Genomic DNA, 24,795 nt, shown 5'->3' on the forward strand with positions numbered 1-24,795 from the left:
CAGATGCGGGGAATGCAGGCAGGCGAAGCCGGCGCGAAGCTGGTCCAGGGCGCGGCGCTGCCGCTCGACAACGTGGTCAACCTGCGCGATCTCGGCGGCCTGGCCACGCGCGACGGCCGCCGCGTGCGCGCCGGCAAGCTGTTCCGCAGCGGCAACCCGGCCTGCGCCAGCGCGGCCGATCTCGCGCTGCTGCGCGCGCTGCGGCTCGACCTGGTGATCGACTTCCGCTCCTCGGGCGAGAAGTCGCCGCAGGAGCGCGCGTTCGGCGAGGCCTTCCGCTGGGTCGCCACGCCGGTGCTGGAAGGCAGCATGTCGATGGCCGAGCTGATGCCGCGCATGCTCGGCGGCAGCCCCGCGCAGATGGAGGCCTTCATGCTGGAGGTCTACGGCGATTTCCCGCGCAAGTACCAGGCCGCCTTCGGCGGCTTCCTCAAGGCCGCGGAGGCGGGCGGCAACCTGCTGTACCACTGCACCGCGGGCAAGGACCGCACCGGCTTCGCCTCGCTGCTGCTGCTGGCCGGGCTCGGTGTCGACGCGGACGCCATCATGGCCAACTACCTCGCGTCCAATCACTGGAACCGGGATTTCAACGCGCGCATGAGCGCGCGCGCCGCCGAGGGCGGCGTCGACCCGGAGGTGATGCGCCCGCTGCTGGAGGTCAAGGCCGCGTACCTGGAGGCGTCGCTGCACGCCATCGAGCGCGACTACGGCGGCATGCCGGCCTACCTGGCCGACGTGCTCGCGGTGGACGTGCGGCGCCTGCGCGGGGCCTACCTGGCGGAGTAGGCGCGGGCCGCGGCGCTCATGCCGCGAGGTCTTCCTTCTTCTGCTGTTGTTGTTGTTGTTGCTGTTGCTGCTCCAGCATGATGCGCGCGGTATTCAGCGCGATCATCCCTTCCTCGTCGGTGGGCAGCACCAGCACCGGCACGCGGCTGTCGTCGCGGCTGATGCGCTGGCGGTTCTCGCCGTTGGCGCCAGCGTCGAGGTCGATGCCGAACAGCTCCGCCAGATGCGCGCAGATGCGCTCGCGCACCGGCGGCGAGTTGGCGCCGATGCCGGCGGTAAACACCAGCGCGTCGAGCCCGCCCAGCGTGGTGGCCAGCTTGCCGATCTCCTGCGCGGCGCGGTAGGCGTAGAAGTCGATCGCCAGGCGCGCGCGCGGCGCGTCGCTGGCCAGCAGCACGCGCATGTCGCTGCTCACGCCGGACAGGCCCTTGAGCCCCGAGTCGTGGTACAGCATGGTCTCGATGTCCTTGGTGGTCATGCCTTGCTGCGACAGCCACAGGATGGCGCCGGCGTCGATGGCGCCGCAGCGCGTGCCCATCGGCAGGCCGTCGAGCGCGGTCAGGCCCATCGTCGACTCGATGCTGCGGCCCGCGCGCATGGCGCACAGGCTGGCGCCGTTGCCGAGGTGGGCCACGATCACGCGGCCGGCGGCGAGGTCGGGCGCCACCTGCTGGAGCCGGCGCGCGATGTACTCGTAGGACAGGCCGTGGAAGCCGTAGCGGCGGATGCCGCGCTCGAAGTATTCGTAGGGCAGCGCCAGCAGCTGCGCCATCGCGTCGTGGCCGGCGTGGAACGCGGTGTCGAAGCACGCCACCTGCAGCAGCGCGGGCGCCGCCTCGCGCACCGCGCGGATCGCGGTGAGGTTGTGCGGCTGGTGCAGCGGCGCCAGCGGCACCAGCGCCTCCAGCTTGGCGATCACCTCGTCGTCGATCTTCACCGCCGCGGCGTAGTCGGCGCCGCCGTGCACCACGCGGTGGCCGATCGCCACCGGCGGCGTGTCGCGCAGGCCGATGCTGAGCACCAGGCGGATCAGGCGGAAGGCGGCGTCGTGGTCGGACACCTGCGCGACCGGGAAGTGCTCGTCGGCGACCGCGCGGCCGTCGGCCATGCTGGCGGTCAGGCGCGGCGCGATGCCGATGCCCTCGATCTGGCCGTGCGCGCTGAGCACCGGGTTGATGTCGGTGTTGGCGTGCGCGGCCTCGGGCACGTTGTAGACCGAGACCTTGACGCTGGACGAGCCGGCATTGACGACGAGGATGGTGGGATGGGTGGCGCTCACGCTGGGATGCCTCCTTGCGGCGACGGCGATGGGGGAATGGGTGGCTTCAGACCGCGGCGGGCGCCTGCGCGAGGCGGCGCGCATGCGCCACCAGCACGGCGATGGCGCAGCTGCCGATGCGCGCGCGCACGCTGTCGGCGCGGCTGGTGAGGATGATCGGCACGCGCGCGCCCAGCACGATGCCGGCGGCCTCGGCGCCGGCCAGGAAGGTGAGCTGCTTGGCCAGCATGTTGCCCGATTCGAGGTCCGGCACCAGCAGGATGTCGGGGTCGCCCGCGACCTCGGAGACGATGCCCTTGGTGATGGCGGCCTCGCGGCTGATGGCGTTGTCGAAGGCCAGCGGGCCGTCGAGGATGCCGCCTTCGATCTGGCCGCGCCGGCTCATCATGCACAGCGCGGCGGCGTCGATGGTGGAGGGGATCTTGTCGGTCACGGTCTCCACCGCCGAGAGGATCGCCACCTTGGGGTTGTCGATGCCGAGCACGCGCAGCAGGTCGATGGCGTTGCGGCAGATGTCGGCCTTGTCGTTGAGCGTGGGGAAGATGTTGACCGCGGCGTCGGTGATGAACAGCGGCTTGTGGTAGCTCGGCACGTCCATCGCGAACACGTGCGAGAGGCGGCGCGCGGTGCGCAGGCCGGTGTCCGCGGCGGTGACTTCGTGCATCAGCTCGTCGGTGTGCAGGCTGCCCTTCATCAGCAGCTCGGCCTCGCCGGCGCGCACGGCGGCCACTGCGCGCGCGGCGGCGGCGTGGCTGTGCGGCACGTCGATCAGCACCGCGTCGCCCAGTTCCAGCCCGTTGGCGTCGGCGACCTGGCGGATGCGCGCCACCGGCCCGATCAGCAGCGGCACGATCAGGCCAAGCTGCGCGGCCTGCAGCGCGCCGCCGAGCGAGGACGCGTCGCACGGATGGGCCACCGCCGTGGGGATGGCCGGGAGCTCGTTGCAGCGCGCCAGCAGGACGGAGTACTTGTCGAGGGGGTGGTTCATCGCTGCTCCAGTCTCCAGTGCGTCGGTCCGGATGGTGTGGTCCGGGGTGTCGGTCCAGGGTGTCGGCGCGCCGCGCCGGTCCGATGTCTTGAACCGGGGCATCGGCCCGGGGCGCCGGCCGGGCGCGCCGGGCATGCTGCGTCGCGCAAAAAGCAAGGCCAAGTATAGGGCATGTTTCCGGCGGAAAGATGACATGGCGCAAGCTCGCGCAGCTTGTCCGGCACGCGGCGCGCAGGCGCCCGAAGTGCGCCCGGCGGTCTTTTCCGGGCGCGCTTGTCAACGTCATGCGGCGCTGGTAGATTGGCCGTGCTGCAGGGCAGCAATGCGACCCGGGCGCGGACATGATCCGCCCCGCGCGCGGCTGCCGCTGCCTCCAACGCCACACCGCAGGAGGACGCCGAGTGAACGCACGTGTACCCGCCACCCAGACCGCCGGAGCATCCGGAAGTACCGAAGGCCTGCTGGCGCCGCCTCCCGCGTGGTCCTATGCGGTCGATGCCTGGCAGCGCACCATCCTGCTGCTCGACGTGCTGCGCGAGCGCGGCAACCAGACCTTCGAGCACGAGCGCGAGGGCATGCCGCCGGTGCTGGTGTTCGACCACGAGATCGTGGTCGACGGCCGCACGCTCGATCAGCCCGCCAACTACGCGCTGCTGCGCGTGCTGCCGCCGCCGGGCTGCGCGCCCACCGACGATGCCAGGCGGCCGTTCGTGGTGATCGACCCGCGCGCCGGCCACGGCCCCGGCATCGGCGGCTTCAAGATCGACAGCGAGATCGGCATCGCGCTGCGGCGCGGCCATCCGTGCTACTTCGTCACCTTCTTCCCGGTACCGTGCCCGGGCCAGACCATCGAGAGCGTGACGCGCGCCGAGGCGGTGTTCCTGCAGACCGTGATCGAGCGCCATCCGGACGCGCAGGGCAAGCCCTTCGTGATCGGCAACTGCCAGGGCGGCTGGGCGCTGATGCTGCTGGCCGCCGCCGCGCCCGAGCTGCCCGGGCCGCTGCTGCTGGCGGGCTCGCCGCTGTCGTACTGGGCCGGCATGCGCGGGCGCAACCCGATGCGCTACAGCGGCGGGCTGCTGGGCGGCTCGTGGCTGGCCTCGCTGTTCGCCGACCTCGGCAACGGCCGCTTCGACGGCGCCTGGCTGGTGGAGAACTTCGAGCAGCTCAACCCGGCCAACACGCTGTGGAAGAAGCTCTACGACGTGTACGCCAGGGTCGACACCGAGCGCGAGCGCTTCCTCGAGTTCGAGCTCTGGTGGGGCGGCCACTTCCTGCTCAACCGCGCCGAGATCGACTGGATCGTGCAGAACCTGTTCGTCGGCAACCACCTCACGGCCGGCGAGGTGCGCAGCGCCGACGGCAACCTCGCCGTGGACCTGCGCAACGTGCGCTCGCCGATCGTGGTGTTCGCCTCCTGGGGCGACAACATCACGCCGCCGCAGCAGGCGCTGGACTGGATCCCCGACCTCTACGCCAGCGTCGACGAGATCGTGGCCAACGAGCAGGTCATCGTCTACTGCCTGCACGAGAAGGTCGGCCACCTCGGCATCTTCGTCTCGGCCGGCGTGGCCAACCGCGAGCACACCGAGCTGATTTCCGCGCTCGACCTGATCGACGTGCTGCCGCCGGGCCTGTACGAGGCGCGCATCGAGGACATCGCGCCGGGCACCTCGCACCTGGACCTGATCGACGGGCGCTACCTGATGCGCTTCGAGCGCCGCACCATCGACGATATCCTCGCGCTCGACGACGGCCGCGACGACGAGGACCCGTTCGAGGTGGTGCGGCGCGTGGCCGAGATCAACCAGCGCCTCTACGACACCTTCGCCTCGCCGCTGGTGCAGGCCATGTCCAACGAGTTCAGCGCCTACGCCATGCGGCAGACGCATCCGGCGCGGCTGGAGCGCTCGCTGGCGTCCGACGCGAACCCGTGGATGGCGTGGATCGCCGCGCTCGCGCCGGCGGTGCGCCAGGCCCGCCGGCCGGTGGAGCAGGACAACCCGTTCCTGGCGCTCGAGCGCGCCGCTTCCGACAGCATCGTGCGCGCGCTCGACGCCTGGCGCGACCAGCGCGACGCCTGCTACGAGCACGTATTCGAAGCGCTGTACCAGTCGCCGTGGCTGTCGGCGCTGGTCGGCCTCGACCCCGGCGCGCACCGGCGCGGGCCGCCGCCGCAGAGCGCGGCGCTGCGCAGCGAGCTGGCCGCGCGGCGCATCCACGACGCCGAGCGGCGCATCGCGCAGGGCACGCCGCTCGACGCGTTCATGCGCATCCTGGTCTACGTCGCCGACGAGAACGCCGCCATCGAGGAGCGGCCCTTCAACCTGATGCGCAAGATGGCGCAGGAGCACCTCGCGCAGCAGCCCGACATCGCCGCGGTCAAGGCCGCGGTCAGGCGCCAGAGCTTCATCGTCGCGCTCGACCCCGCGCGCGCCGTGGCCGCGCTGCCCGAGCTGCTGCCGGACCCCGCGCTGCGCCACCACGCGATGGTGGCGATGCACCGCGTGTTCACCGTGGCCGGCCCGCTCGAAGGCGGGCGGCTGGCGCGCTACCGCGAGGTGGCGAACGTGCTCGGCACCGACCACACCGCGCGGCTGGAGGCGCCGCTCGCCGGTGCCGCGCCGGCGGCGGGCGTGCCGGACGTACCCGACGCGGCCGCGCCCGGCAACGCGCCCGGCAAGTAGGGACGGGGCGACAGCATGGTCCAGGTCTCCAATCCCCCGCTGCGGGGCGCGCGCGTGCTGGTGGTCGGCGTGGCCAACGAGGATTCCATCGCGTGGGGCTGCGCGCGCGCCTTTCGCGAGCTCGGCGCGGAACTGGCGCTGACCTACCTCAACGACAAGGCCTATCCGCACGTGGCGCCGCTGGCCGAGGTGGTGGGCGCCACCATCGTGATGCCGCTCGACGTGGAGGACGCCGCGCAGGAGCAGGCCCTGTTCGAACGCATCGAGCAACAGTGGGGCCGGCTCGACGCGGTGGTGCATTCGGTCGCGTTCGCGCCCAGGGACGACCTGCACGGCGGCCTGCTCAACTCTTCCGCGGCCGGCTTCGCGCGGGCCATGGACATTTCCTGCCACTCCTTCGTGCGCCTCGCGCGGCGCGCGGTGCCGCTGATGCCCGACGGCGGCAGCCTGTTCGCCATGAGCTACGAAGGCGCCGTCAGGGTGGTGCCGAACTACGATCTGATGGGGCCCGTCAAGGCCGCGCTCGAAGCCGCCTGCCGCTATCTCGCGCACGAGCTGGGCCCGCGCGGCATCCGCGTGCACGCGATCTCGCCGGGGCCGCTCAAGACCCGCGCCGCCTCCGGCCTGAAGGACTTCGACCACCTGCTGGCGGAAGCGGCCGGCCGCGCGCCGCTGGGCGAGCTGGTCGACATCATGGACGTCGGCTTCGCCACCGCCTACCTCGCCACGCCCTACGCGCGGCGCATCTCCGGCAACACCGTGTACGTGGACGGCGGCGTGCACATCATGGGCTAGGCGGGGCCGCCGCGTCCGCCCGCCGCGCGCGCGGCGGCGGCCTACAATGGTGGAAACAACGAAGGCCGCAGCCGCGGTGCGCGCGCGGCCTTGACTCGGGAGCCACACATGAAGGTACTCATCCGGGGCCTGCACCGCGATGTGACCGAACCGATGCTGCGCGAGAAACTGGCGCCCTACGCGCCGGTGACTGCCGTGGAGATGGTGCGCGACGGCGATCCCGACCACCCGTGGGCCTGGGTCGACCTCGACATCGATCCGTTCACCGCGTGGCGCCTGCTGCGCCAGCTCGACCGCCAGTATTTCGCCGGCAGCATGATGCGCTGGTACATCCCCGCCCATCAGGGCTAGCGCGCCGCCCGTCGAGCACCGCGCGCCGCCCCTCGCGCTCGGATCGGCGCTACCATAGCCCGCTTGTGCCACTTTGCGGCGCCGCCCGCGCGGCGGCGCCCGTCCACTCATGCTTGAACTCGACGGCGCGATCTGGTTCCGCTCCGGCAGCCGCGACTGGGGCGGCCGCGAGCGCATCGCCCTGCTGGCCGCGATCGGCGAGCACGGCTCCATCACCGCGGCGGCCAAGGCCGTGGGCCTGAGCTACAAGGCCGCGTGGGACGCCATCGACGCCATGAACAACAGCGCCGGCGAGCCGCTGGTGGTGCGCGCCACCGGCGGCAAGGGCGGCGGCGGCACCCTGCTGACCGCGCGCGGCGAGAGCCTGATCCGCACCTATCGCGCGCTCGAGCAGGAACACCAGCGCTTCCTCGCCCATCTGGCGCGCCTGGGCAACCTCGCCGAGCCCGCGCCGCAGGACCTCGACCTGATCCGCCGCTTCATGGTCCGCACCAGCGCGCGCAACAAGCTGTTCGGCACCGTGGCGGCGATCCGCGCCGGCGCCGTCAACGACGAAGTCGCGCTGGCGCTGCCGGGCGGGCAGCAGGTGGTCGCCAGCATCACCCATGAGAGCGTGGAGATGCTGGGGCTGGCGCCCGGCATGGAAGCCTTCGCGCTGGTCAAGGCCTCGTCGGTGCTGCTCGGCGTTGCCGACGCCGGCCTGCGGCTGTCGGCGCGCAACCAGTTGCCCGGCAGCGTGGCGCGCGTGCTGCCCGGCGCGGTCAGCACCGAGGTGGCGCTCGCGCTCGACGGCGGCGGCACCGTGGTGGCGGTCGTCACCCACGACAGCGTGGCGGCGCTGGGCCTGGCCGAAGGCAGCCGCGCGCTGGCCGTGTTCAAGGCCTCGAGCGTGATCCTCGGCGCGCTGTGAGGCGCGCGTGGCGCGGCGGCCCGGGAGGCCGGCCGCATCGATTCCCGGCAGCCGGAACCGGCAGAGCAACAGCAAGAGGACACCCCATGCCCACCAACGTGGAAATCAAGGCCCGCATCGCCAGCGTCGAGGCGCTGGCGCCGCTGGTGGCGCCGTTGGCCGACCACGGCCCGGAACGGATCGAGCAGGACGACACCTTCTTCGCGTGCGCCAACGGCCGCCTCAAGCTGCGCGTGCTGGCGCCCGGCGAAGGCCAGTTGATCTTCTATGCGCGCGCCGACCAGGCCGGGCCGAAGGAAAGCCACTACATCATCTCGCCGACGGCGGCGCCCGATTCCCTGCGCGCCGCGCTGGCGGCGGCGTGGGGCGAGGGCGGGCGCGTGCGCAAGACGCGCGTGCTGTACCTCGTGGGCCGCACGCGCGTGCACCTGGACCGCGTGGCCGGGCTGGGGGATTTTCTCGAGCTGGAAGTGGTGCTGGCCGACGGCGAAGCGGCCGCGGCGGGCGTGGCCGAGGCGCACGCGCTGCTGGACAAGCTCGGCGTGGTGCGCGCGCAACTGGTGGAAACCGCCTACGTGGACCTGCTGCGCGCGCGCTGAGACGGCCGCGCGCGCCTGGAAGTCGTTTCAACCTGCCGTGCCGCGCGACGACGCCAGGGTCTTCCCGAAACGGCTTCCTATTCGTGCGCCGGCACGGGCGCGTAGATCTGCGGATGTCCCTTGACCGGGCCGCCGCCGTGGATGCGGCCGTCGCGCACCTCCAGCACGTGGTCGCCCAGCGCCTCGACGTCCTCGGGGTCGTGCGAGATCACCAGCATCGGCACGTCCAGGCTGGCCTGCAGCGCCCGCAATTCGTTGCGCATGCGCACGCGCAGCGCCGGGTCGAGCGCGGAGAACGGCTCGTCGAGCAGCACGATGTCGGGCTGCGCCACCAGCGCGCGCGCCAGCGCCGTGCGCTGCTTCTGCCCGCCCGAGATCTCGCCGGGATAGTTGCCGGTGATCGCGCCCAGGCCGAACGCGTCGATCCAGCGCTGCGCCTCCGGGTGGCTCGCCTTGCGGCCCGGGTTGCGCCAGCCGCGCGCGAGGCCGAAGGCGATGTTCTGCGCCACCGTCAGATGGGGGAACAGCGCGTAGTCCTGGAACAGGTAGGCCACGCGGCGCTCCTGCGGGCGCACGTCGATGCCGGCCTCGCTGTCGAACAGCGTGCGCCCGTTGAGCACGATGCGGCCGCTGTCGGGCCGCAGCAGCCCGGCGATGGCGCGCAGCGTGAGGCTCTTGCCCGCGCCGGACGGCCCGAACAGGGCGATGCGCCGGCTCTCCGAGACGAAGCTGATGTCCAGCGCGAAGCGGCGGTCGTCGGTGCCGAGATCCTTGCGGACCGTGACGTGCATGCTCATGGCCGTGTCATCCCAGGGTCTTGCGCGCGGCCGGCACCAGCCGGCCCGCCGCCACCAGCAGCACCACGCAGGTGACGGACGTCACCAGCACCAGCAGGTTGGCGGTGTTGTCGTCGCCGGCCTGCACCGCTTCGTAGATGGCCACCGACAGGGTCTGCGTGCGGCCCGGCAGGTTGCCGGCCACCATCAGCGTGGCGCCGAACTCGCCCAGCGCGCGCGCGAACGCTAGCAGCACGCCGGCGATGATGCCGCGCGCGGCCAGCGGCAGCGTGATGCGGAAGAAGATGCCGGCCTCGGGCGTGCCGAGCACGCGCGCGGCATCCTCGTACTGGCTGTTCACGCCCTCGAACGCGGCGCGCGCCGACTTGAGCACCAGCGGGAAGGCCACGATGGTGGACGCCAGCACCGCGCCCTGCCAGGTGAACACCAGCTCGATGCCGAGCTGGCCGAGCCAGGCGCCGAGCACGCCGCGCCGGCCCACCAGCACCAGCAGGTAATAGCCCATCACGGTGGGCGGCAGCACCAGCGGCAGCGTGAGGATGGCGTCGACGAGGTCGCGCGCGCCCGAGCGCCAGCGCGACAGCGCATACGCCACCGCCACGCCGAGCACGGCGTTGATCAGCGTGGCCCAGCCCGCCACCTTGAGCGACAGCGCCAGCGGGACCCAGACGGCTTGCAGGGAATTCATAGGCATGGCCGGCCGGGCGCGTCGGCCCGGCGGCGGATGGCGCCGGGGCCGCGGCGCGGCCCGGCGCGCGGGGTCAGGGCTTCAGGAAACCGTACTTGGCCAGCACGGCCTGGCCTTCGTCCGAGAGCACGTAGCCGACGAAGGCGGCGGCCTCGGCCGGCTGCTTGGCGACGGCAGTGACGGCGATCGGGTAAGTGACCGGCTGGCGGGTCGGCACGCGCAGCGCGACCTTGACCTTGTCCGGCATGATGGCCGCGTCGGTGGCGAACACGAAGCCGGCCTCGACCTCGCCGCGCGCCACGTAGTCCAGGCTCTGGCGCACGTTCTGCGCCATCACGCCCTTGGCCGACACCGCATCCCACACGCCGGCCGCTTCCAGCGCGCCCTTGGTGTAGCGGCCCACCGGCACCGAGGCCGGGTTGCCGAAGGCGATGCGCTTGAACTCGGGCTTGGTCAGGTCCTGCAGCTTGCCCACTTCCTGCCTGCTGTCGGCCGGCACGATCAGCGCGAGCTGGTTGGCGGCGAAGTCGCGGCGGGTGGCGGCGTTCACCACGCGCGCGGCCTCGGCCTTGTTCATCGCGTCCTGGTCGGCCGAGGCGAACACGTCGGCCGGCGCGCCGTTGATGATCTGCTGCATCAGCACGTCCGACGCGCCGAAGTTCAGGATCACCTTGGTCTGCGGGTGGGCGCGCTCGTAGGACTCGGACAGCGCCTTGAAGGCGTTGGTCAGGCTGGCCGCGGCGGAGACCACCAGGTCGGCGCCGAAGGCGGCCGGCGCGGACAGCGCCAGCGTGGCGGACAGCAGCAGGCCGGCCGCGAGCGAGGCGCTCCGGCGGGCGCCGCGCGGCGGACGGGGCAGGGCGGGCGGGCAGGCGGGAATCGGTTGCATGGGCATGGCTGTGCGGAGGTTGGGAGAGCGGCCGCGGCGGGCCGGAAGGCTCGGCGCGCGTGCCGCGAACGCTGGAAGCGAATGCGCGCTACATGAATTCGCAATATATGACGGTATATAACGCGGCGTCAATGGCACATTCGGTGCATGCGGGCCCCGCGGCCCGGCCTGGCGTCACGGGCGTGTCACCGCCGCGTCACCCTGCTGCCATCTGCGTTCATGACAATGGCCGCGACCTCAATGGCTGGTGCGATGGCGATGACGATGACGGCAGCGACGGCGGGAACGGCGGCAATGGTGGCAGGCAGGGCGGCGCGGCCGCTCGCGGCGGGCGGCGTCCCGCGGACTTCCGTGGCCGCCGCGCGCGTGGCCGACAGCCACGACCAGCGCCGCCTGCTCGCCGCCGTGCTGGTGGCCGTGGCGGTGGCTGCCGGCTGCGTGGGCGGCGCTTCGGTGTGGCGCGAGCGCGCCGCCGCGCGCCGCCTGGAACTCGCGCACTGGCAGGCGCAGGCGGGCGCCGACCGCCACGCGCTGGCCGCGCTGCGCGGCGCCGCGCAGCAGGGCGAGGCGGCGGCCCAGGCCGCGCTCGGCGAGGCGCTGTTGGCCGGCGGCGATGCCGCGCAGCGCGCCGAAGGCAGCCGCTGGCTGCGCGCCGCCGCCGAGGGCGGCGACGCGCGCGCGCATTTCCTGCTGGGCAAGGCCGCGTTCCCGGGCGACGGCGCGGACAGCGGCGACGGCAGCGAAGCCGGCGGCACCGCGCCCGACGCCGCCGCGGCCTGGCATCACTTCGCGCTTGCCGCCGCCGCCGGCGACAGCGGCGCCGCCTACTACCTCGGCCTGCTGCACCGTGGCGGCTACGGTCGCGCGCCCGACGCCGCCAGCGCCGCGCGCTGGTTCGGCGTGGCCGCCGACGCCGGCGTGGCCCCGGCCATGTTCATGCTCGCCAACGCCTACCGCGACGGCGCCGGCGTGGCGCGCGACGAGCGCCGCGCGCTGGCATGGTACGAAGCGGCGGCCCAGCGCGGCCATGCCGCGGCGATCCGCGCGCTGGCGCGCCGCTAGGGGACGCGCTGCGCGGGAACACCAAGCATGTCGCGTAAGTCGCGCGAGGCCTGAAATCGCATACAAGGCAGTGGTTCGACATTCGCCCCGCGAGCTGATCGTCCCGTTCACGCATACTGCCATCCGACCGCTCAAGCCGCAGGCAGTCGCGCGATCACCTTGATCTCGAACTGGAAGCCGGACAGCCAGGTCACGCCAACCCCCGTCAGTGTCGGGTATGGCGCCTCGCCCCAGTAATCCGGCAGCACTTTCCAGACGGTCTCTAGCGTGTCCTGCGGATCAATCAGGAATGCCGTGACATCGACCACATCGTCAAACGTGCATCCAGCGGCCTCCAGCACAGCATTGAGATTGTCAAAAGCGCGTCGAATCTGTGCCTCCAACTCCGGCTCTGGCGAGCCATCCTCCCGGCTGCCGACTTGGCCGGACACGAAAAGGAAGCCGTCCACACGTACGGCCGGGGAGTAATGATTTCGTTCATACAAAGCTTGACGCCCTGCAGGGAATACAACATCGCGGGATGACGCCATGGCGAGTTCTCACTTTCTTTGTCCAGCAATCTCTGCCGGACTTCATTGGGATGAATGGAAGACTCTACAGGCGGGGATGTCATCGATAAATGGCCTATTCTCTTCACCAGAATTTGTAAAATCCAAACAATATGAATCAAATTCTCGGAACAAAAGATGGATCGGTTCGATGCGATGCGCGTCTTTGCTTGCGTGGTGGAAACAGGCAGCTTCACCAAGGCCTCGGAGACCCTGCATATCAGCCGGGCGACGGCAACCCAATTGGTGCAGCAGCTCGAGACACGCCTGCATGCCAAGCTGCTGCATAGAACCACCCGCAAGGTCAAGGTGACGGTTGCAGGGCAAACCTTCTACGACCATGCGATTCGGCTGCTGGCCGACCTGCAGGAAGCGGAACGTGGCGTGGCAGGAGGATCAGACATGCTCGAAGGGCGCTTGCGGGTCGATGTGCCCAGCCCACTGGCCCGCTTGATCCTGGTACCTGCACTCCCCGGTTTCTACGAGCGCTACCCCGGCATTCAGCTTGACATGCGTGTCAGCGACCGCACGTCTGATCTACTGGATGAGAACATCGACTGCGTGATCCGGGGCGGGCCCATTGCTGACCAGACACTGATCGCCAGGCGGGTGGGCGATCTCCATCTACAGACCTACGCCGCGCCCGAGTACCTGCGGCGCGCCGGGAACCCCGGCCATCCGAGCGAGCTCGATGGATCCGCGCATCGGATCGTGGGTTATCTGTGGGCACACAGAAACCAGCGCGTCCCGTATCCGATGCGACGTGGCGAGGAGATTGTCAGCATCCGTGGCAACTATGCCCTTGCCGTCGATGACGGCAATGCCTATCTGGCTGCAGGCGTGGCCGGACTGGGAATCGTATGGCTGCCAGACTACATGGCCCAGCGTTGTACAGCCGAGGGCACGTTGATCCGGTTGTTTCCCGAGTGGCAACTGGACCCCATGCCATTGCATGTCGCTTTCCACCCAAGCCGGCGTGCCAATGCCAGGCTGCGCGCCTTCATCGATTGGGTGGAGGAACGCATCGGCGCGATCTCCTGATCCGTTCGTTTTCGACGGCGTTGCTTTGCCAGGGCTTCCTTTTCCGAGTCCCCGATCCCCGCCATGAACGCCTCCAACATGGGCGGGATCGGCTTTTCGGCATCGACCGCCTCGCCATACGTCTGCGCGTGCAGCGCGGCGTGACGGTCGAGGCCGGTCTTCAGGCTGACCTTGCCGGCAACCCGGGGTGCCGCGCTCACGCCGGCGGCGCCCCGTCCTTGAATGCGCTCTTGAGCATCTGGCGCAGCTCCGGTCCGTCTTCATGGTGATGGACCTGCACCGCATGCTGCACGGCGACCTGAAGCAGTTCTTCCTCGCTGTCGGCGCTCAGGGCGACCGTGCACTTGGATTCGCTGGGAAACTCGCGGCAATCGATGTATTTGCGTCCCATGACTGGCTCCTGACGCGATGAGGGTGTATCGGCGGGGCCTCGCCGAGGCTCCGGTCGCGGCGCCGTGGCGGGCCACGCGCGGCGTGCGAGTCCAGTATAGGGCGGCCCGCGCGAAAGCCCATGCCGGGGCCGGATCGGCTATCCTCAAGCGCCTGCCCGCTGCCCAACCCGACATACCCAAGCCAAGATGAAATCGATCTACCTAGCCGGTTTCGACGTCTTCCGCCCGGACGCCGTCGCCCACGGCGAATACCTCAAGGCGCTGTGCGCCCGGCACGGCTTCCTCGGCCTCTATCCGCTCGACAAGGCGGCGCCCGCCGGCCTGCCGGGTCCCGACGCCGCGCGCTGGATCTACGAGGCCAACATCAACCTGTTGCGCCGCGCCGACATGGTGATGGCCAATCTCGACGATTTCCGCGGGCCCGGCGAGCCGGATTCGGGGACCGTGTTCGAGGCCGGTTTCGCGGTGGCGCTGCAGAAGCCGGTGTGGGGCTACAGCGCCGACGCCGGCACCCTGCTGGAGCGCGTCGGCGTGGCCAGGGGCGAGGACGGCGCCATGCGCGACGCGCGCGGCTTCGTGGTGGAGGATTTCGGCCTCGCCAAGAACCTGATGCTGGCCTGCTCGGTGAAGCTGGTGGCCGGCGGCCCGGAGGCATGCCTGGCCGCGATGGAGCAGGCCGAGCGGCGGCGCAGTTGCCGCGGCGCCGGCGCGCCGGCCGAGGACTGAGCGGCCGGGCGCGCGGCGCCGGTTCAGCGGCGCAGGCTGGCCATGCCGGCGGCGATGTCGTCCGCGGTGCCGGACACGATCTGGCGGTAGGCCGCCACCACGCCGTCCACCGCGCCCGGCGCCGGCAGTTCGGCCTGGGTGCGCCCGGCGCTGACCTTGCCGTCGGGCAGGCGGCGCACGGTCCAGTTGATGGTGGCGCTGGCGCGCTCGCCGACGCTGGCTTCCAGCCGCACCACCTCGGTGGTGATGCGGTACACGGGGGCCTCGTCCGGCAGGCCCGACAGGCCCTGCTGGTAGGTGTCCAGCGCGCCGAGCCGGGCCTGCAACTGCTGCGAGAGCGCGTCGCGCAGCTCGTCGGGCAGCGGCGCCGACCAGCGCGACTGGTCGAGCAGCCGCAGCTCGCCGTCCTGGCCGCTGCGCACCACCAGCTGCGGGCGGTTCAGGCGCTCGGGCACGCGCACCGGCGCCACCTCGATCCACAGCGGCCGGGCGCCGGGCGCCGGGGCCGCCGCGGGTGCGCCGTTCACCGTGGGCGCCCCATTCGCGCTGCCCGCGAGCGTGTAGTAGCGCGGCTCGGGCGAGGCGCAGCCGGCCAGCAGCGCGGCCGCGAGCGGCAGCGCCAGCATGGCGGAGGAGATCATCTTGCGGGTCATCATGGGGTCTCCGGCTTGCCGCGCACCAGCGCTTCGGGGTGGCGTTCCAGGTAGTCGGTCAGCGCGCGCAGCGACACCGCGGTGCGCGTGAGCTCCTGCATCATGCGGCGCGTGTCCTGCTGCAGCGGCGCGTCGGAGGCGAGCGTGCCGTTGGCGGCACTGAGCGTCTTGCGCGCGTCCTGCAGCGCGGCCACCACCTGCGGCGCGACGTCGCCGTTGAGCTGGCCGACCAGCTTGTCGGCGCTGGCGAGCATGGTGTTCATGGTGGCCAGCGAGGCGCGCAGGTCCTGGCCGATCTGCTCGAACGGCACCTTGTCGATCTTGTTGACGATGTCGCCGAGCTTGGCCTGCAGCTCGTCGAAGGTGCCGGGCGTGGTGGGCAGCTCGGGCATCGGGCCGTTGTATTCCACGCCGACCGGCGGCGCCTTGGGGAAGAAGTCGAGCGCCACGTAGAGCTGGCCGGTCAGCAGGTTGCCGGTGCGCAGCTGCGCGCGCATGCCGCGCTTGACCAGCGCCTGGACGATGGTGCGCGCGCGGTTGACGTCCTCGACGTCGCGCGCGCGGAAGCCCATGCGCGACGGGTAGAGCTCCACCACCACCGGCAGGCGGAAGGCCTTCTTGTCGCCCACGTACTCGATGCCGATCGAGCGCACCTGGCCCACCACCACGCCGCGGAAGTCCACCGGCGCGCCCGGCGAGAGCCCGCGCACCGACTGGTCGAAGTTGAGCACGGCCAGCGAGGGCACCAGTTCCTCGGGCTCCTTCATGGCCTCGGTCTGGTCGCTGGAGAGCAGGAACTGGGTGTTCTCGCTGGCCGCCGCGGTGGCCCTGGAGTCGTCCGGCGCCTGGAACGCCACGCCGCCCAGCAGCACCGTCACCAGCGACTGCGTGTTGAGCTTGAAGCCGCCGGCGTCGAGCTTGATGTCCACGCCGCTGGCGTGCCAGAAGCGGGTGTCGGCCGTGACCAGCTTGTCATAGGGTTTGTTGATGAACACGCGCAGCGACAGGTCGCGCCCGTTGGGCTCGAGCTGGTAGGCCACCACCTGGCCGACCTGCACGCGGCGGTAGTAGACCGGCGAGCCGATGTCGAGCGAGCCGAGGTCGGCCGCGCGCAGCACGAACTGCTTGCCGGAGGCGTCGGTGGTGACGGCCGGCGGCACCTCCAGCCCGGTGAAGTCGCGTATGCGTTCCTCGGACTTGCCGGCGTCCACGCCGATGTAGGCGCCCGACAGCAGCGTCTCCAGCCCGGAGATGCCGCTCGTCGCGAAGCGCGGGCGCACCACCCAGAAGCGCGTGTCTTTGGCCGAGAAGCTGGCCGCGTCCTGGGTCAGGTCGATCCTGGCGATCACGTGCGAGCGGTCCGGCGCCAGGCGCACCGACTTGACCAGGCCGATGTCCACGTCCTTGTAGCGCACCGGCGTCTTGCCCGGCGTGAGCCCTTCGGCGGTGCGGAAGGTGACGGTGATTTCGGGGCCGCGCTCGGCGATGGTGCGGATCAGCAGCGACAGGCCGACCACGGCGGCGACGATCGGGATCAGCCACACCAGCGAGGGCAGCCAGCGCGAGCGCCGGCGGCGCGCCGGCGAGGGCGGCTGCGGTGGCGGGGAGGGGGAAGCGTTGTCAAGATCGGGCATCGTTTGCATCCAGCGAATCCCACAGCAGGCGCGGGTCGAAACTGAGTGAGGCCAGCATGGTGAGCACCACCACGGAGCCGAAGGCCAGCGCGCCGCCGCCCGGGATGATGGTGGCGAGCGCGCCGGCGCGCACCAGCGAGGCCAGCAGCGCCACCACGAAGATGTCGAGCATCGACCAGCGGCCGATGACCTCGACCAGGCCGTACAGGCGGGTCTGCTGGCGGATGCGCCAGCGCGAGCGGAAATGCACGGACAGCAGCAGCAAGGTGAGGATGCACATCTTCAGCAGCGGCACCACGATGCTGGCGATCAGCACCACGATGGCCAGCAGGTTGGAGCCCGACAGCCACAGGTAGATCACGCCCGAGAAGATGGTGTCGTGCTGCGTGCCGAGGATCGACTGCGTCACCATCACCGGCAACAGGTTGGCCGGAATGTAGAGGATGTAGGCCGCCAGCAGGAAGGCCCAGGTGCGCGCCACGCTGTGCGGCTTGCGGTGGTGCAGCGTGGCGCCGCAGCGCGGGCAGGGCCCGCCCTCCAGCGCGCGCGGGCTGAGCGCGTCGCAGGCGTGGCACGAGACCAGCCCCATCGAGGTGGCGGTGGGCACCTGCGGCAGCGGCTTGTCTTCGTCGTCGTCGGCCAGCTCCGCCATCACGCCGGCGGCCATGCGGCGCGAGCGCGCCAGCGCGCTTTCGCCGTTGCCGCGCGGCGCGGGAGCGGGGGCAGGGTTGGGGGCGGAATCCGGCGCGGCGCTCATCGCGGCTCCTCGTCCAGGTAGTCCCACAGGTTGCGCGGGTCGAACGACAGCATCGCCGCCAGCACCACCACCAGCGCGCCGAACGACCACAGCGCCACGCCCGGCAGCACCTGGGCCATCGTCGAGAGCTTCACCAGCGTGACCAGCACGCCGATCATGAACACCTCGATCATGCCCCACGGGCGCGTCTGCCGGATGCCGCGCACGATGCGCTCGAAGCCGGCCGGCATGCGGTGGCGCGCCATCGGCACCAGCAGGTACAGCATCATCAGCATCTCGGTGAGCGGGAACAGGATGGTGGTGGCGAACACCAGCATCGCCACCAGCTCCATGTGGTCGGCGTAGAGCGCCCGCACTGCGCCCCACAGCGTGGTCTCGGTGCGCACGCCCTTGAGGTCCATCTCGACGATCGGATAGGCGTTGGAGACCGCGAACAGGATCAGCGCGGCCAGCACCAGCGGCAGCAGGCGCGCATAGGCGCGCGTGCTCTCGCGGTAGAGCTGGCCGCCGCAGCGCAGGCACAGCGCGCGCTCGCCGTCGGCCAGGGGCTCGCGCTGGTAGACCGCGTCGCAGTATTCGCAGGCCACCAGCCGCGCGAGCGCGGCCGGATCTTGCGGCTGCGGCTGCGGCTGCGGGCGGGCGTCGTCGCGGCGCGCTTCGCTCATGCCTTGCCGGAGCCGGCCACGTCCTCGGCGGCGATGGGTTTGCCCTGCGCCAGCGCGCGCGGCGGATCGGCCAGCTGCTGCGAGCCGATGGTCCAGTCGCGCAGCAGCGCGTAGGCCACCGCCAGCAGCGTCGGGCCGATGAACACGCCGAGGAAGCCGAACGCCAGCGCGCCGCCGAACACGCCCAGCATGACCCAGATCAGCGGCATGTCGGTGCCCTTGCTGATCAGCAGCGGCTTGATGATGTTGTCGGCCATGCTGACCACGCCCACGCCCCACACCACCATGAAGATGGCCCAGCCGAGCGCGCCGGTGTGGTACAGCCACAGCGCGGCCGGGATCCACACCAGCGGCGGCCCGACCGGGATCACCGACAGGAAGAAGGTCACGAAGCCGAGGATGGCCGCGCCCGGCACGCCCGCGATCCAGAAGCCGATGCCGGCCAGCAGCGCCTGCACGAAGGCCGTGCCCAGCACGCCGTAGACCACGCCCTTGACGGTGTTGCCGGCCAGCGCCAGCAGGTGGTCGGCGCGCTCGCCGGCGATGCGGCGCATGCCCGCGCGCAGCCACGCCACCGCGAACTCGCCGCCGGTATAGAAGAAGAACGCCAGCACGATCGACAGCGCCAGTTGCCCGAGCCCGGCGCCGATCGACAGGCCCGCGCCCAGCACCGCGTGGCCGACCGGCGCGATCAGCTTGCGCAGGTTGGCCACCATGTCGGAGTCGGCGTGGATCACCTTGTCCCAGCTGGTCTGCAGGTAGCTGCCGACGTAGGGCAGGCCGCTCAGCCAGTCCGGCAGCGCCGGCAGGCCGCTGTCGATGAAGCGGTCCACCACGCCGGAGAGCTGGTCGATATGGGCCGAGAAGCTGGCGCCGGCGTAGACGAACGGGCCCAGCACGATCACGGCGGCCAGCAGCACGCAGATCATGGCGGCCAGGCTGCGGCGGTTGCCCAGCCAGCGCGACAGCACCGAATACGGATACCAGGAACTGAACGCGAGGATGGCGGCCCACAGCAGCGCCGTGGTGAACGGCGCCAGCACCAGCAGCGAGCCGCCGATCAGGACGACCAGCGCCAGGACGGCGGCAATTTTTTCGATCAGTTGGCTGGAGTTCATCGGGTGCATCTCCGGGCATGCCGGCGTGACGGGAACGCCGACAATATATAGGAAAACATAGACCCTCCCGCCCGATAGCGGGGATGCCGGCGCGCGCGCGGGCAAAAAATGCTGCATTGCGGTTGCTGCGCCGCGGCACGGGCGCGCGCCGGCGCGGGGTGTGGGAGTGTGGGAGGCGGGGCCGGCGCGCAGCCGCCGCGGCTCGCGGCGGGTGCGGCGGGCACGGGGCCGGACGCTAGGCCGGCGGGTGAGCCGGCGGCGGCCCCTGCTCCAGCAGCGCCGCGATCAGGTCGGACTGCGTGACGATGCCGAGCAGCCGGCGCTGCGCGTCCACCACCGGCATCTCGTGCAGGCCGCCGTCGGAGAACGCGCGCGCCAGCTCCACCATCGGCTGCTCCGGCCGGGCGGTGGCCATGCCGGTGTGCATCAGGTCGCCGGCGCTGCCCGCGCGCGGCTGGCCGCCGGCGCGCGCGGCCAGCAGGTCGGCCAGGCCCAGCATGCCGACCAGGCGCCGCGCCTCGTCCACCACCGGCAGCGTGCGCAGGCCGTGGCGGTTGAGCAGCGCGCGCGCCTGCACGCCGCTGTGGCCGGGCTGCACCGTGACCACGTCGCGCGACATGATGTGCTCGCAGCGCACCTCGCCGAAGCGGCGGCGGTAGGCGCGCATCTGCGCGGCCACCAGGATGTCTTCCAGGTCGTCTTCCTCGATGTCGAGGAATTCGCCGCGCGCGCGCAGCACCGCGTCCAGGTCGGCGCGGCTGAAGCCCACGCGCGCGCTCGGCGGCGGATCGGCGGTGCGGTGCGCATTGGCGTGCTCGGCCGGGCGGTGCGGGTAGCGCCGCCGCAGCGCGTTGTTGAACAGCAGCGCCACCAGCAGCAGCAACATCGAATTGAGCGCCACCGGGAACGCCGCGAAGCCGAAGCCGAGCTTGGCCACGGCCGGCCCGCCGAACACGGCCGTGACCGCCACCGCGCCGCTGGGCGGGTGCACGCAGTGCAGCCGGAACATCGCCGCGATGGCCAGCGCCACCGCCGCCGCGGCGGCCAGCCCGGGGTCGGGAATCCAGCGCGCGCACGCCACCCCGATCAGCGCCGCCACCAGGTTGCCGCCGACGATGGACCACGGCTGCGCCAGCGGGCTGGCCGGCACCGCGAACAGCAGCACCGCCGAGGCGCCCATCGGCGCCACGAACCACGGGTTGAGGCCGCCGAGCATGCGGTGGCTGATCCATTCGGTGGCCAGCAGGCCGAGCAGCGCGCCCAGGCAGCTCTTGAAGCGCTCGCGCCGGCTGCCGGCGACGGGGGCGGGCACGAACGCGCGCAGCCAGGCGCGCGCCGGCGCGGGCGGGAAACCGGCCGGCGCGGCGGTGGACACAGCGGCCGAAGCCGTGGCGGAAGCGGCTCGGGAATCAGCCGGGGAAGGGGCCTGGGATGGCGGCATGGGGCGGGCCTGGTTCTCGGTTCGGTGGCCCGGGACGGGGCGCAAGGCTGGCTGCGCGGGCGCGGCGGCACGCATCCGCCGCCGGCCGCATCGCAGCAAGCCGGGCGCAAATATATCATGACGTGATACATTTCGCTGTCGCGGCGCCGGCCGCGGCACTACCCCATATGCGCACCGCGCAAGCCCCCACGAGTCCCATCATGCACTTCGAAAAACGCGACTACGCCGTCAGCCGGCGCCTGCTGCTGCTGGCCGCCCTGGCGCTGCCGATCGGCGCGGTCAGCACGGCGGCGGCGCTGCTGCTGCTGAACCTGATCCGCTTCTTCACCAATCTCTTCTTCTTCCAGACGCTGTCGCTGGCCGAGCGCTCGCCGGCGCAGCACGCGCCCGGCGCGTGGGCGATCCTGGTGCCGGTGGCCGGCGGGCTGCTGGTGGGACTGATGGCGCGCTACGGCAGCGACAAGATCCGCGGCCACGGCATCCCCGAGGCCATCGAGGCGGTGCTGTTCGGCAAGAGCCGGATGTCGCCGCGCGTGGCGGTGCTCAAGCCGCTCTCGTCGGGCATCGTGATCGGCAGCGGCGGGCCGTTCGGCGCCGAGGGGCCGATCATCATGACCGGCGGCTCGATCGCCTCGCTGCTGGCGCAATACCTGCACCTGACCGCCGCCGAGCGCAAGACGCTGCTGGTGGCGGGCGCCTGCGCCGGCATGACGGCGATCTTCGGCACGCCGGTGGCGGCGGTGCTGCTGGCGGTGGAGCTGCTGCTGTTCGAGCTGCGCCCGCGCAGCCTGCTGCCGGTGGCGCTGGCGTGCGCGGTGGCCGGTTTCCTGCGCCCGCTGGCGTTCGGTTCCGGCCCGCTGTTCGCCATGCAGACGCCGCCCGCGTCCGCCGTGGCGCTCGGCTCGTGCGTGGTCGCCGGGCTGCTGTGCGGCGTGCTCGGCGCGGTGCTGACGCTGGCGCTGTACCGCACCGAGGACCTGTTCTCCCGGCTCGGGCTGCACTGGATGTGGTGGCCCGCCATCGGCGGCGCGGTGGTCGGCATCGGCGGCTACTTCGAGCCGCGCGCGCTCGGCGTGGGCTACGACGTGATCGCCGACCTGCTGCACAACCGCCTGGCGCTGGAGGTGGCGCTGGCCCTGCTGGCGGTCAAGGCGGCGATCTGGGTCGCGGCGCTCGGCTCGGGCACTTCGGGCGGCGTGCTGGCGCCGCTGCTGATGCTCGGCGCGGGGCTGGGCGTGGCGCTCGGGCCGGTGCTGCCCGGCGGCTCGCCGCAGCTGTGGGCGCTGGTGTGCATGGCCGGCGTGCTGGGCAGCGTGCTCGGCGCGCCGCTGACCGCGATCGTGTTCGCGTTCGGGCTGACCCACGACAGCGAGGCGCTGCTGCCGCTGCTGCTGGCCACCGCGGTGGCGCACGGCTTCACGGTGCTGACCATGAAGCGCTCGATCATGACCGAGAAGATCGCGCGCCGCGGCCTGCACGTCTACCGCGAGTACGGCGTCGACCCGCTCGAGCGCCAGCACGTGGCGGACCTGATGACCACCGCGGTGGTGAGCGTGGACGGCGAGCAGGCGGTCGGCGCGCTGTGGCCGCGCCATTTCGGCGAGCACGCGCCGCACCGCGCCTATCCGGTGGTGTGCGGCGGGCGCGTGGCGGGCATGCTGGAGCGCAACGCCTTGCGCGGCCGGGAGGATTCGCCGCTGCGCGGGCGCGAGCTGATGATGCCGCTGGGCGCGGAGCAGGTGCTGCTGCCCGCGCACACCGCGCGCGCCGCCGCCGGGCGCATGGCGGCGCTCGGCGTGGGCCGCCTGCCGGTGGTGGCGGGCGCGGAGTCGATGCGGCTGGTGGGCGTGGTGTCGCTGCGCGACCTGCTGCATCCCAGCGGGCAGGTGCTCGACGAAGAAACGCGGCGCGAGCGGCTGCGCGGCGCGGGCCGCGGCGGGCCCGCGCGCGCCGTCACTTCTTCGTGAGCCGGTCCATCATGCTCTTGACCTTCTGCTCGTTGCGGCGGTCGATCTCCGCCTTCTCGGCCGGGGTCAGCGCCGCCGTGTTGCAGGCGCCGGCGTAGCTGGAGAAGCGGCTGGCGCACTGCGCCGCCAGCTGCTTGGCGCGGGTCCAGTCGCCGGCCTGGCCGTAGAAGCGGATGGCGTCGGGCCAGGCCGCGGGGGCGTCACTGAAGTAGCTCAGGCCCTGCTCCATCACCTGGCCCGCCTGCCGGCCCTGGCCGGCGCCGAGCAGCCCGCTGGCGCGGGTCACGTAGACCGTCCAGCTGCGGTCGGGCTCGGACTGCAGGTTGCGGTCCAGCAGCGCGCCGGCGCGCTGCATGCCCTGCGCGTTGCCGCCGGGGCCGAGCTCGGCCAGGCTCAGCGTCATCAGCGGCAGCGCCTGGCGCGCCGTGGGGCCGGAGCTGGCTTCCAGCGCCAGCTTGCGCGCGCGGGCGAAGTCCTGCGCCTGCAAGGCGCCCTGGGCATCGGCGGCGAGCTGGTAGTTCTTCAGCGTGGCGGCGGTGCGCCGCTGCGCCAGCGCGCGCGTCCAGGGCGCCATGCTCGGGCGCGGGCGCGGCTTGCCGGCCATCAGCGGCATGACCTGCGCGGTGAGCGAGTCGAGCCGGCCCGCGGTCGACGGGTGCGACACCGTGAGCTGGTCCCACAGGCCGCGCATGCCGTTGTCGAGGTTCTGGAACAGCCCGGCGCCGCCGGACTCCAGCGAGGCCTCCAGTTCGCGCACGGTCTGGTTGACGGCGTCGTTGCCCTGCGCCGTGCTCTTCTTGCGCGCATTGTCGGCGGCGGCCTGCTTGACCTGCTCGAGCAGGCGCTGCTGCTGGGCCTCGCGCAGCGCGGCGTTCTTCTGCTCCCAGGTGTCCTGGCGCTCGAGGAAGGCCTTGAAGCCCTGCGTGAACGAGTAGCCCAGGCGCAGGCTCACGGTGGCGCCGAAGCGGTCGGCGTTCTCTTCCTGCTGGCGGCCCCAGGCCGGCACCAGCACGCTCTTGCCGAGCGCGTAGGAGGCCAGCACGCTGTCGGCCAGGCCCCAGCCGGCGGCGTTGCCGGCCTTGCGCGCCAGCACCACGCCCACGGTGGTCCAGGTGGCGACCTTGTCGGCGGCGTCGGCCGCGCCTTCGAGCTGGTGGTAGTCGAGATAGACGTGGCCGTACTCGTGCGAGAGCAGTGCCACAATCTCGTCCTCCGACTCGGCCGAGGCCAGCCAGCCCAGCGACAGGTAGATGTTGCCGCTGCCGGTGCAATAGGCCTGCAGGTCGCCGGAGGCGGTGATGTAGACCGCGCCGGGCCAGTCCGGCACGCCGGCCGCGGTCTTGACCCTGGCCAGCAGGCCGTCGAGGTAGGCCTGCATCTCCGGCATGTCGACCAGGCCGTAGCCGCGCGCGCGCTGGTTGCGCACGTCCGGGGCCGGGTCGGGCCATGTGCGCCCGGTGGGCACGGGCGGCAGCTCGCCGGTCTTGAGGGCGAAGGTGTCGCCGCCGGGCAGCGTGGCGCAGCCGGCGGCCAGCCATGCCGCGGCGAGCGCCGCCAGCGTGGCCAGCACAGGCCGCGCCGGCGCGCGGCGCGGGCGCCTGGGCTTCGGGCTTGCTCGCATGGCGCTCAGCGGCAGTTGGCTTCGCCGGCGCCCGGGGTGGAGCCGGTCGGGCTGTGGTTGCTGCCGCCCTGCATCACGGTGCCGGCGCAGCTTGCCTTGGCGCCGCGCGTGACGCGCACGGTCATGCTGTCGACCCAGTAGTCGTGCCCGGCCACGCGCACGCGGTAGAAGTCGTCCTTCGACTCGAGCACGGGCCACGGCAGGTTGTCCGGCGCCACGCTCTGTGCGGCGGCGGCGTCGCCGGGGTGCGCGTACAGCGGCAGCGGCTTGACGACGGCGCCGGCGACCTGGCCGAGGTCGGACGGCGGCGTGGCGGCGCCGGCCGGCAACGCCGGCAGGACCGGCAGCAGGGCGAGCAGGGTGGCAGCGAGGCGGGCGCGGAGGAGCGGGAGGCGGCGCAT

At 72.0% G+C, this 24,795-nt stretch carries 25 protein-coding genes and 1 pseudogene; 10 read left to right on the forward strand and 16 right to left on the reverse strand.

Going from position 1 to position 24,795, the window contains the following annotated elements; translation table 11 throughout:
* Nucleotides 1-12 precede the first annotated feature (12 nt).
* The gene (locus tag ACWTPI_RS04465) at nt 13-786 is read left to right on the forward strand and encodes a tyrosine-protein phosphatase (RefSeq protein ID WP_454731030.1); all 774 of its coding nucleotides are present in this window, start codon (nt 13-15) and stop codon (nt 784-786) included.
* A 16-nt stretch (nt 787-802) separates the two neighbouring features.
* Here the strand turns inward: ACWTPI_RS04465 and ACWTPI_RS04470 are convergent, their stop codons facing one another.
* Together ACWTPI_RS04470 and ACWTPI_RS04475 are read right to left on the reverse strand one after the other, a co-directional pair.
* Nucleotides 803-2,065, reverse strand: a complete 1,263-nt coding sequence (locus tag ACWTPI_RS04470; protein ID WP_059410683.1) for an acetate/propionate family kinase — start codon at nt 2,063-2,065, stop codon at nt 803-805.
* Nucleotides 2,066-2,111: 46 nt separating this feature from the next.
* On the reverse strand, nt 2,112-3,053 hold the full coding sequence (locus tag ACWTPI_RS04475) for a phosphate acetyltransferase (RefSeq protein WP_020205708.1): 942 nt from the start codon (nt 3,051-3,053) through the stop codon (nt 2,112-2,114).
* A 401-nt stretch (nt 3,054-3,454) separates the two neighbouring features.
* Here ACWTPI_RS04475 and ACWTPI_RS04480 point away from each other — a divergent pair, with 401 nt between their 5' ends.
* The 5 genes from ACWTPI_RS04480 to ACWTPI_RS04500 all read left to right on the forward strand — a co-directional run bounded on the left by ACWTPI_RS04480 (nt 3,455) and on the right by ACWTPI_RS04500 (nt 8,395).
* Nucleotides 3,455-5,740, forward strand: coding sequence for a DUF3141 domain-containing protein (locus tag ACWTPI_RS04480; RefSeq protein ID WP_454731031.1), 2,286 nt, complete (start codon nt 3,455-3,457; stop codon nt 5,738-5,740).
* 15 nt (nt 5,741-5,755) lie between these two features.
* Entirely contained in the window at nt 5,756-6,535 is a 780-nt protein-coding gene (gene fabI / locus ACWTPI_RS04485; RefSeq protein ID WP_454731032.1) for an enoyl-ACP reductase FabI, read from the forward strand.
* Between the two features lie 108 nt (nt 6,536-6,643).
* The gene (locus ACWTPI_RS04490) at nt 6,644-6,886 is read left to right on the forward strand and encodes an RNA recognition motif domain-containing protein (RefSeq protein ID WP_020205705.1); all 243 of its coding nucleotides are present in this window, start codon (nt 6,644-6,646) and stop codon (nt 6,884-6,886) included.
* Nucleotides 6,887-6,995: 109 nt separating this feature from the next.
* The gene (locus tag ACWTPI_RS04495; RefSeq protein ID WP_454731033.1) at nt 6,996-7,796 is read left to right on the forward strand and encodes a TOBE domain-containing protein; all 801 of its coding nucleotides are present in this window, start codon (nt 6,996-6,998) and stop codon (nt 7,794-7,796) included.
* A gap of 86 nt (nt 7,797-7,882) precedes the next feature.
* Nucleotides 7,883-8,395 (forward strand): CYTH domain-containing protein, encoded by a 513-nt coding sequence (locus ACWTPI_RS04500; RefSeq protein ID WP_454731034.1) that lies wholly within the window; start codon nt 7,883-7,885, stop codon nt 8,393-8,395.
* Nucleotides 8,396-8,472: 77 nt separating this feature from the next.
* Here the strand turns inward: ACWTPI_RS04500 and ACWTPI_RS04505 are convergent, their stop codons facing one another.
* From ACWTPI_RS04505 to modA, 3 genes are all read right to left on the reverse strand, one after another.
* Complete coding sequence (locus tag ACWTPI_RS04505; protein ID WP_020205702.1) at nt 8,473-9,192, reverse strand: ATP-binding cassette domain-containing protein; 720 nt, start codon at nt 9,190-9,192, stop codon at nt 8,473-8,475.
* Between the two features lie 7 nt (nt 9,193-9,199).
* Nucleotides 9,200-9,871, reverse strand: coding sequence for a molybdate ABC transporter permease subunit (gene modB / locus ACWTPI_RS04510; RefSeq protein WP_029044182.1), 672 nt, complete (start codon nt 9,869-9,871; stop codon nt 9,200-9,202).
* An 82-nt stretch (nt 9,872-9,953) separates the two neighbouring features.
* Nucleotides 9,954-10,769 carry a molybdate ABC transporter substrate-binding protein gene (modA, locus tag ACWTPI_RS04515; RefSeq protein ID WP_020205700.1) on the reverse strand — a complete coding sequence of 272 codons (816 nt, stop codon included), beginning with the start codon at nt 10,767-10,769 and terminating at the stop codon, nt 9,954-9,956.
* A gap of 294 nt (nt 10,770-11,063) precedes the next feature.
* Here modA and ACWTPI_RS04520 point away from each other — a divergent pair, with 294 nt between their 5' ends.
* On the forward strand, nt 11,064-11,831 hold the full coding sequence (locus ACWTPI_RS04520; RefSeq protein ID WP_454740515.1) for a tetratricopeptide repeat protein: 768 nt from the start codon (nt 11,064-11,066) through the stop codon (nt 11,829-11,831).
* Nucleotides 11,832-11,962: 131 nt separating this feature from the next.
* On the opposite strand, the gene ACWTPI_RS04525 is transcribed toward ACWTPI_RS04520, so the two are convergent.
* Nucleotides 11,963-12,361 carry a RidA family protein gene (locus tag ACWTPI_RS04525; RefSeq protein ID WP_029044166.1) on the reverse strand — a complete coding sequence of 133 codons (399 nt, stop codon included), beginning with the start codon at nt 12,359-12,361 and terminating at the stop codon, nt 11,963-11,965.
* Between the two features lie 156 nt (nt 12,362-12,517).
* Here ACWTPI_RS04525 and ACWTPI_RS04530 point away from each other — a divergent pair, with 156 nt between their 5' ends.
* Nucleotides 12,518-13,420 carry a LysR family transcriptional regulator gene (locus tag ACWTPI_RS04530; protein ID WP_059410688.1) on the forward strand — a complete coding sequence of 301 codons (903 nt, stop codon included), beginning with the start codon at nt 12,518-12,520 and terminating at the stop codon, nt 13,418-13,420.
* Nucleotides 13,421-13,429: 9 nt separating this feature from the next.
* On the opposite strand, the pseudogene ACWTPI_RS04535 reads toward ACWTPI_RS04530, so the two are convergent.
* Nucleotides 13,430-13,587: pseudogene (locus ACWTPI_RS04535) on the reverse strand (DUF2274 domain-containing protein); the annotation flags it as partial.
* A gap of 29 nt (nt 13,588-13,616) precedes the next feature.
* The gene (locus tag ACWTPI_RS04540) at nt 13,617-13,811 is read right to left on the reverse strand and encodes a DUF1059 domain-containing protein (protein ID WP_020205628.1); all 195 of its coding nucleotides are present in this window, start codon (nt 13,809-13,811) and stop codon (nt 13,617-13,619) included.
* A gap of 187 nt (nt 13,812-13,998) precedes the next feature.
* Here ACWTPI_RS04540 and ACWTPI_RS04545 point away from each other — a divergent pair, with 187 nt between their 5' ends.
* Nucleotides 13,999-14,538, forward strand: coding sequence for a nucleoside 2-deoxyribosyltransferase (locus ACWTPI_RS04545; protein WP_020205629.1), 540 nt, complete (start codon nt 13,999-14,001; stop codon nt 14,536-14,538).
* Between the two features lie 23 nt (nt 14,539-14,561).
* Here ACWTPI_RS04545 and ACWTPI_RS04550 read toward each other — a convergent pair whose 3' ends face one another.
* From ACWTPI_RS04550 to ACWTPI_RS04575, 6 genes are all read right to left on the reverse strand, one after another.
* Nucleotides 14,562-15,194, reverse strand: a complete 633-nt coding sequence (locus ACWTPI_RS04550) for a PqiC family protein (protein WP_454731036.1) — start codon at nt 15,192-15,194, stop codon at nt 14,562-14,564.
* Nucleotides 15,191-16,825: a PqiB family protein gene (locus ACWTPI_RS04555; protein ID WP_454731037.1), complete on the reverse strand. Its 1,635-nt coding sequence runs from the start codon at nt 16,823-16,825 to the stop codon at nt 15,191-15,193. Before ACWTPI_RS04555 ends, ACWTPI_RS04550 begins: the two co-directional genes overlap by 4 nt.
* Nucleotides 16,812-17,582: a paraquat-inducible protein A gene (locus ACWTPI_RS04560; protein WP_020205632.1), complete on the reverse strand. Its 771-nt coding sequence runs from the start codon at nt 17,580-17,582 to the stop codon at nt 16,812-16,814. Before ACWTPI_RS04560 ends, ACWTPI_RS04555 begins: the two co-directional genes overlap by 14 nt.
* On the reverse strand, nt 17,579-18,247 hold the full coding sequence (locus ACWTPI_RS04565; protein ID WP_454731038.1) for a paraquat-inducible protein A: 669 nt from the start codon (nt 18,245-18,247) through the stop codon (nt 17,579-17,581). The genes ACWTPI_RS04560 and ACWTPI_RS04565 overlap by 4 nt, the downstream gene beginning before the upstream one ends.
* A complete protein-coding gene (locus tag ACWTPI_RS04570) occupies nt 18,244-19,365 on the reverse strand; it encodes an AI-2E family transporter (protein ID WP_020205634.1) in 1,122 nt (373 codons plus the stop codon). Before ACWTPI_RS04570 ends, ACWTPI_RS04565 begins: the two co-directional genes overlap by 4 nt.
* 235 nt (nt 19,366-19,600) lie before the next feature.
* Nucleotides 19,601-20,806, reverse strand: a complete 1,206-nt coding sequence (locus ACWTPI_RS04575; RefSeq protein ID WP_231586365.1) for an HPP family protein — start codon at nt 20,804-20,806, stop codon at nt 19,601-19,603.
* 200 nt (nt 20,807-21,006) lie between these two features.
* On the opposite strand from ACWTPI_RS04575, the gene ACWTPI_RS04580 reads away from it, so the two are divergent.
* Nucleotides 21,007-22,773 carry a chloride channel protein gene (locus tag ACWTPI_RS04580; RefSeq protein ID WP_454731039.1) on the forward strand — a complete coding sequence of 589 codons (1,767 nt, stop codon included), beginning with the start codon at nt 21,007-21,009 and terminating at the stop codon, nt 22,771-22,773.
* On the opposite strand, the gene ACWTPI_RS04585 is transcribed toward ACWTPI_RS04580, so the two are convergent.
* Together ACWTPI_RS04585 and ACWTPI_RS04590 are read right to left on the reverse strand one after the other, a co-directional pair.
* Nucleotides 22,760-24,394 (reverse strand): M48 family metalloprotease, encoded by a 1,635-nt coding sequence (locus ACWTPI_RS04585; protein WP_454731040.1) that lies wholly within the window; start codon nt 24,392-24,394, stop codon nt 22,760-22,762. The genes ACWTPI_RS04580 and ACWTPI_RS04585 overlap by 14 nt on opposite strands.
* Before the next feature lie 5 nt (nt 24,395-24,399).
* Nucleotides 24,400-24,795, reverse strand: a complete 396-nt coding sequence (locus tag ACWTPI_RS04590) for a hypothetical protein (RefSeq protein ID WP_454731041.1) — start codon at nt 24,793-24,795, stop codon at nt 24,400-24,402.

Source organism: Cupriavidus ulmosensis, assembly GCF_977008105.1.

Excerpts from the sequence above, each read along its gene's own strand:
- ACWTPI_RS04465 (WP_454731030.1), top strand. The coding sequence starts at position 13 with ATGCAGGCAGGCGAAGCCGGCGCGAAGCTGGTCCAGGGCGCGGCGCTG.
- ACWTPI_RS04475 (WP_020205708.1), bottom strand. The coding sequence starts at position 3,053 with ATGAACCACCCCCTCGACAAGTACTCCGTCCTGCTGGCGCGCTGCAAC.
- fabI (WP_454731032.1), top strand. The coding sequence starts at position 5,756 with ATGGTCCAGGTCTCCAATCCCCCGCTGCGGGGCGCGCGCGTGCTGGTG.
- ACWTPI_RS04490 (WP_020205705.1), top strand. The coding sequence starts at position 6,644 with ATGAAGGTACTCATCCGGGGCCTGCACCGCGATGTGACCGAACCGATG.
- ACWTPI_RS04495 (WP_454731033.1), top strand. The coding sequence starts at position 6,996 with ATGCTTGAACTCGACGGCGCGATCTGGTTCCGCTCCGGCAGCCGCGAC.
- ACWTPI_RS04500 (WP_454731034.1), top strand. The coding sequence starts at position 7,883 with ATGCCCACCAACGTGGAAATCAAGGCCCGCATCGCCAGCGTCGAGGCG.
- ACWTPI_RS04505 (WP_020205702.1), bottom strand. The coding sequence starts at position 9,192 with ATGAGCATGCACGTCACGGTCCGCAAGGATCTCGGCACCGACGACCGC.
- modA (WP_020205700.1), bottom strand. The coding sequence starts at position 10,769 with ATGCAACCGATTCCCGCCTGCCCGCCCGCCCTGCCCCGTCCGCCGCGC.
- ACWTPI_RS04520 (WP_454740515.1), top strand. The coding sequence starts at position 11,064 with ATGGTGGCAGGCAGGGCGGCGCGGCCGCTCGCGGCGGGCGGCGTCCCG.
- ACWTPI_RS04525 (WP_029044166.1), bottom strand. The coding sequence starts at position 12,361 with ATGGCGTCATCCCGCGATGTTGTATTCCCTGCAGGGCGTCAAGCTTTG.
- ACWTPI_RS04530 (WP_059410688.1), top strand. The coding sequence starts at position 12,518 with ATGGATCGGTTCGATGCGATGCGCGTCTTTGCTTGCGTGGTGGAAACA.
- ACWTPI_RS04540 (WP_020205628.1), bottom strand. The coding sequence starts at position 13,811 with ATGGGACGCAAATACATCGATTGCCGCGAGTTTCCCAGCGAATCCAAG.
- ACWTPI_RS04545 (WP_020205629.1), top strand. The coding sequence starts at position 13,999 with ATGAAATCGATCTACCTAGCCGGTTTCGACGTCTTCCGCCCGGACGCC.
- ACWTPI_RS04550 (WP_454731036.1), bottom strand. The coding sequence starts at position 15,194 with ATGATGACCCGCAAGATGATCTCCTCCGCCATGCTGGCGCTGCCGCTC.
- ACWTPI_RS04555 (WP_454731037.1), bottom strand. The coding sequence starts at position 16,825 with ATGCCCGATCTTGACAACGCTTCCCCCTCCCCGCCACCGCAGCCGCCC.
- ACWTPI_RS04560 (WP_020205632.1), bottom strand. The coding sequence starts at position 17,582 with ATGAGCGCCGCGCCGGATTCCGCCCCCAACCCTGCCCCCGCTCCCGCG.
- ACWTPI_RS04565 (WP_454731038.1), bottom strand. The coding sequence starts at position 18,247 with ATGAGCGAAGCGCGCCGCGACGACGCCCGCCCGCAGCCGCAGCCGCAG.
- ACWTPI_RS04570 (WP_020205634.1), bottom strand. The coding sequence starts at position 19,365 with ATGAACTCCAGCCAACTGATCGAAAAAATTGCCGCCGTCCTGGCGCTG.
- ACWTPI_RS04575 (WP_231586365.1), bottom strand. The coding sequence starts at position 20,806 with ATGCCGCCATCCCAGGCCCCTTCCCCGGCTGATTCCCGAGCCGCTTCC.
- ACWTPI_RS04580 (WP_454731039.1), top strand. The coding sequence starts at position 21,007 with ATGCACTTCGAAAAACGCGACTACGCCGTCAGCCGGCGCCTGCTGCTG.
- ACWTPI_RS04585 (WP_454731040.1), bottom strand. The coding sequence starts at position 24,394 with ATGCGAGCAAGCCCGAAGCCCAGGCGCCCGCGCCGCGCGCCGGCGCGG.
- ACWTPI_RS04590 (WP_454731041.1), bottom strand. The coding sequence starts at position 24,795 with ATGCGCCGCCTCCCGCTCCTCCGCGCCCGCCTCGCTGCCACCCTGCTC.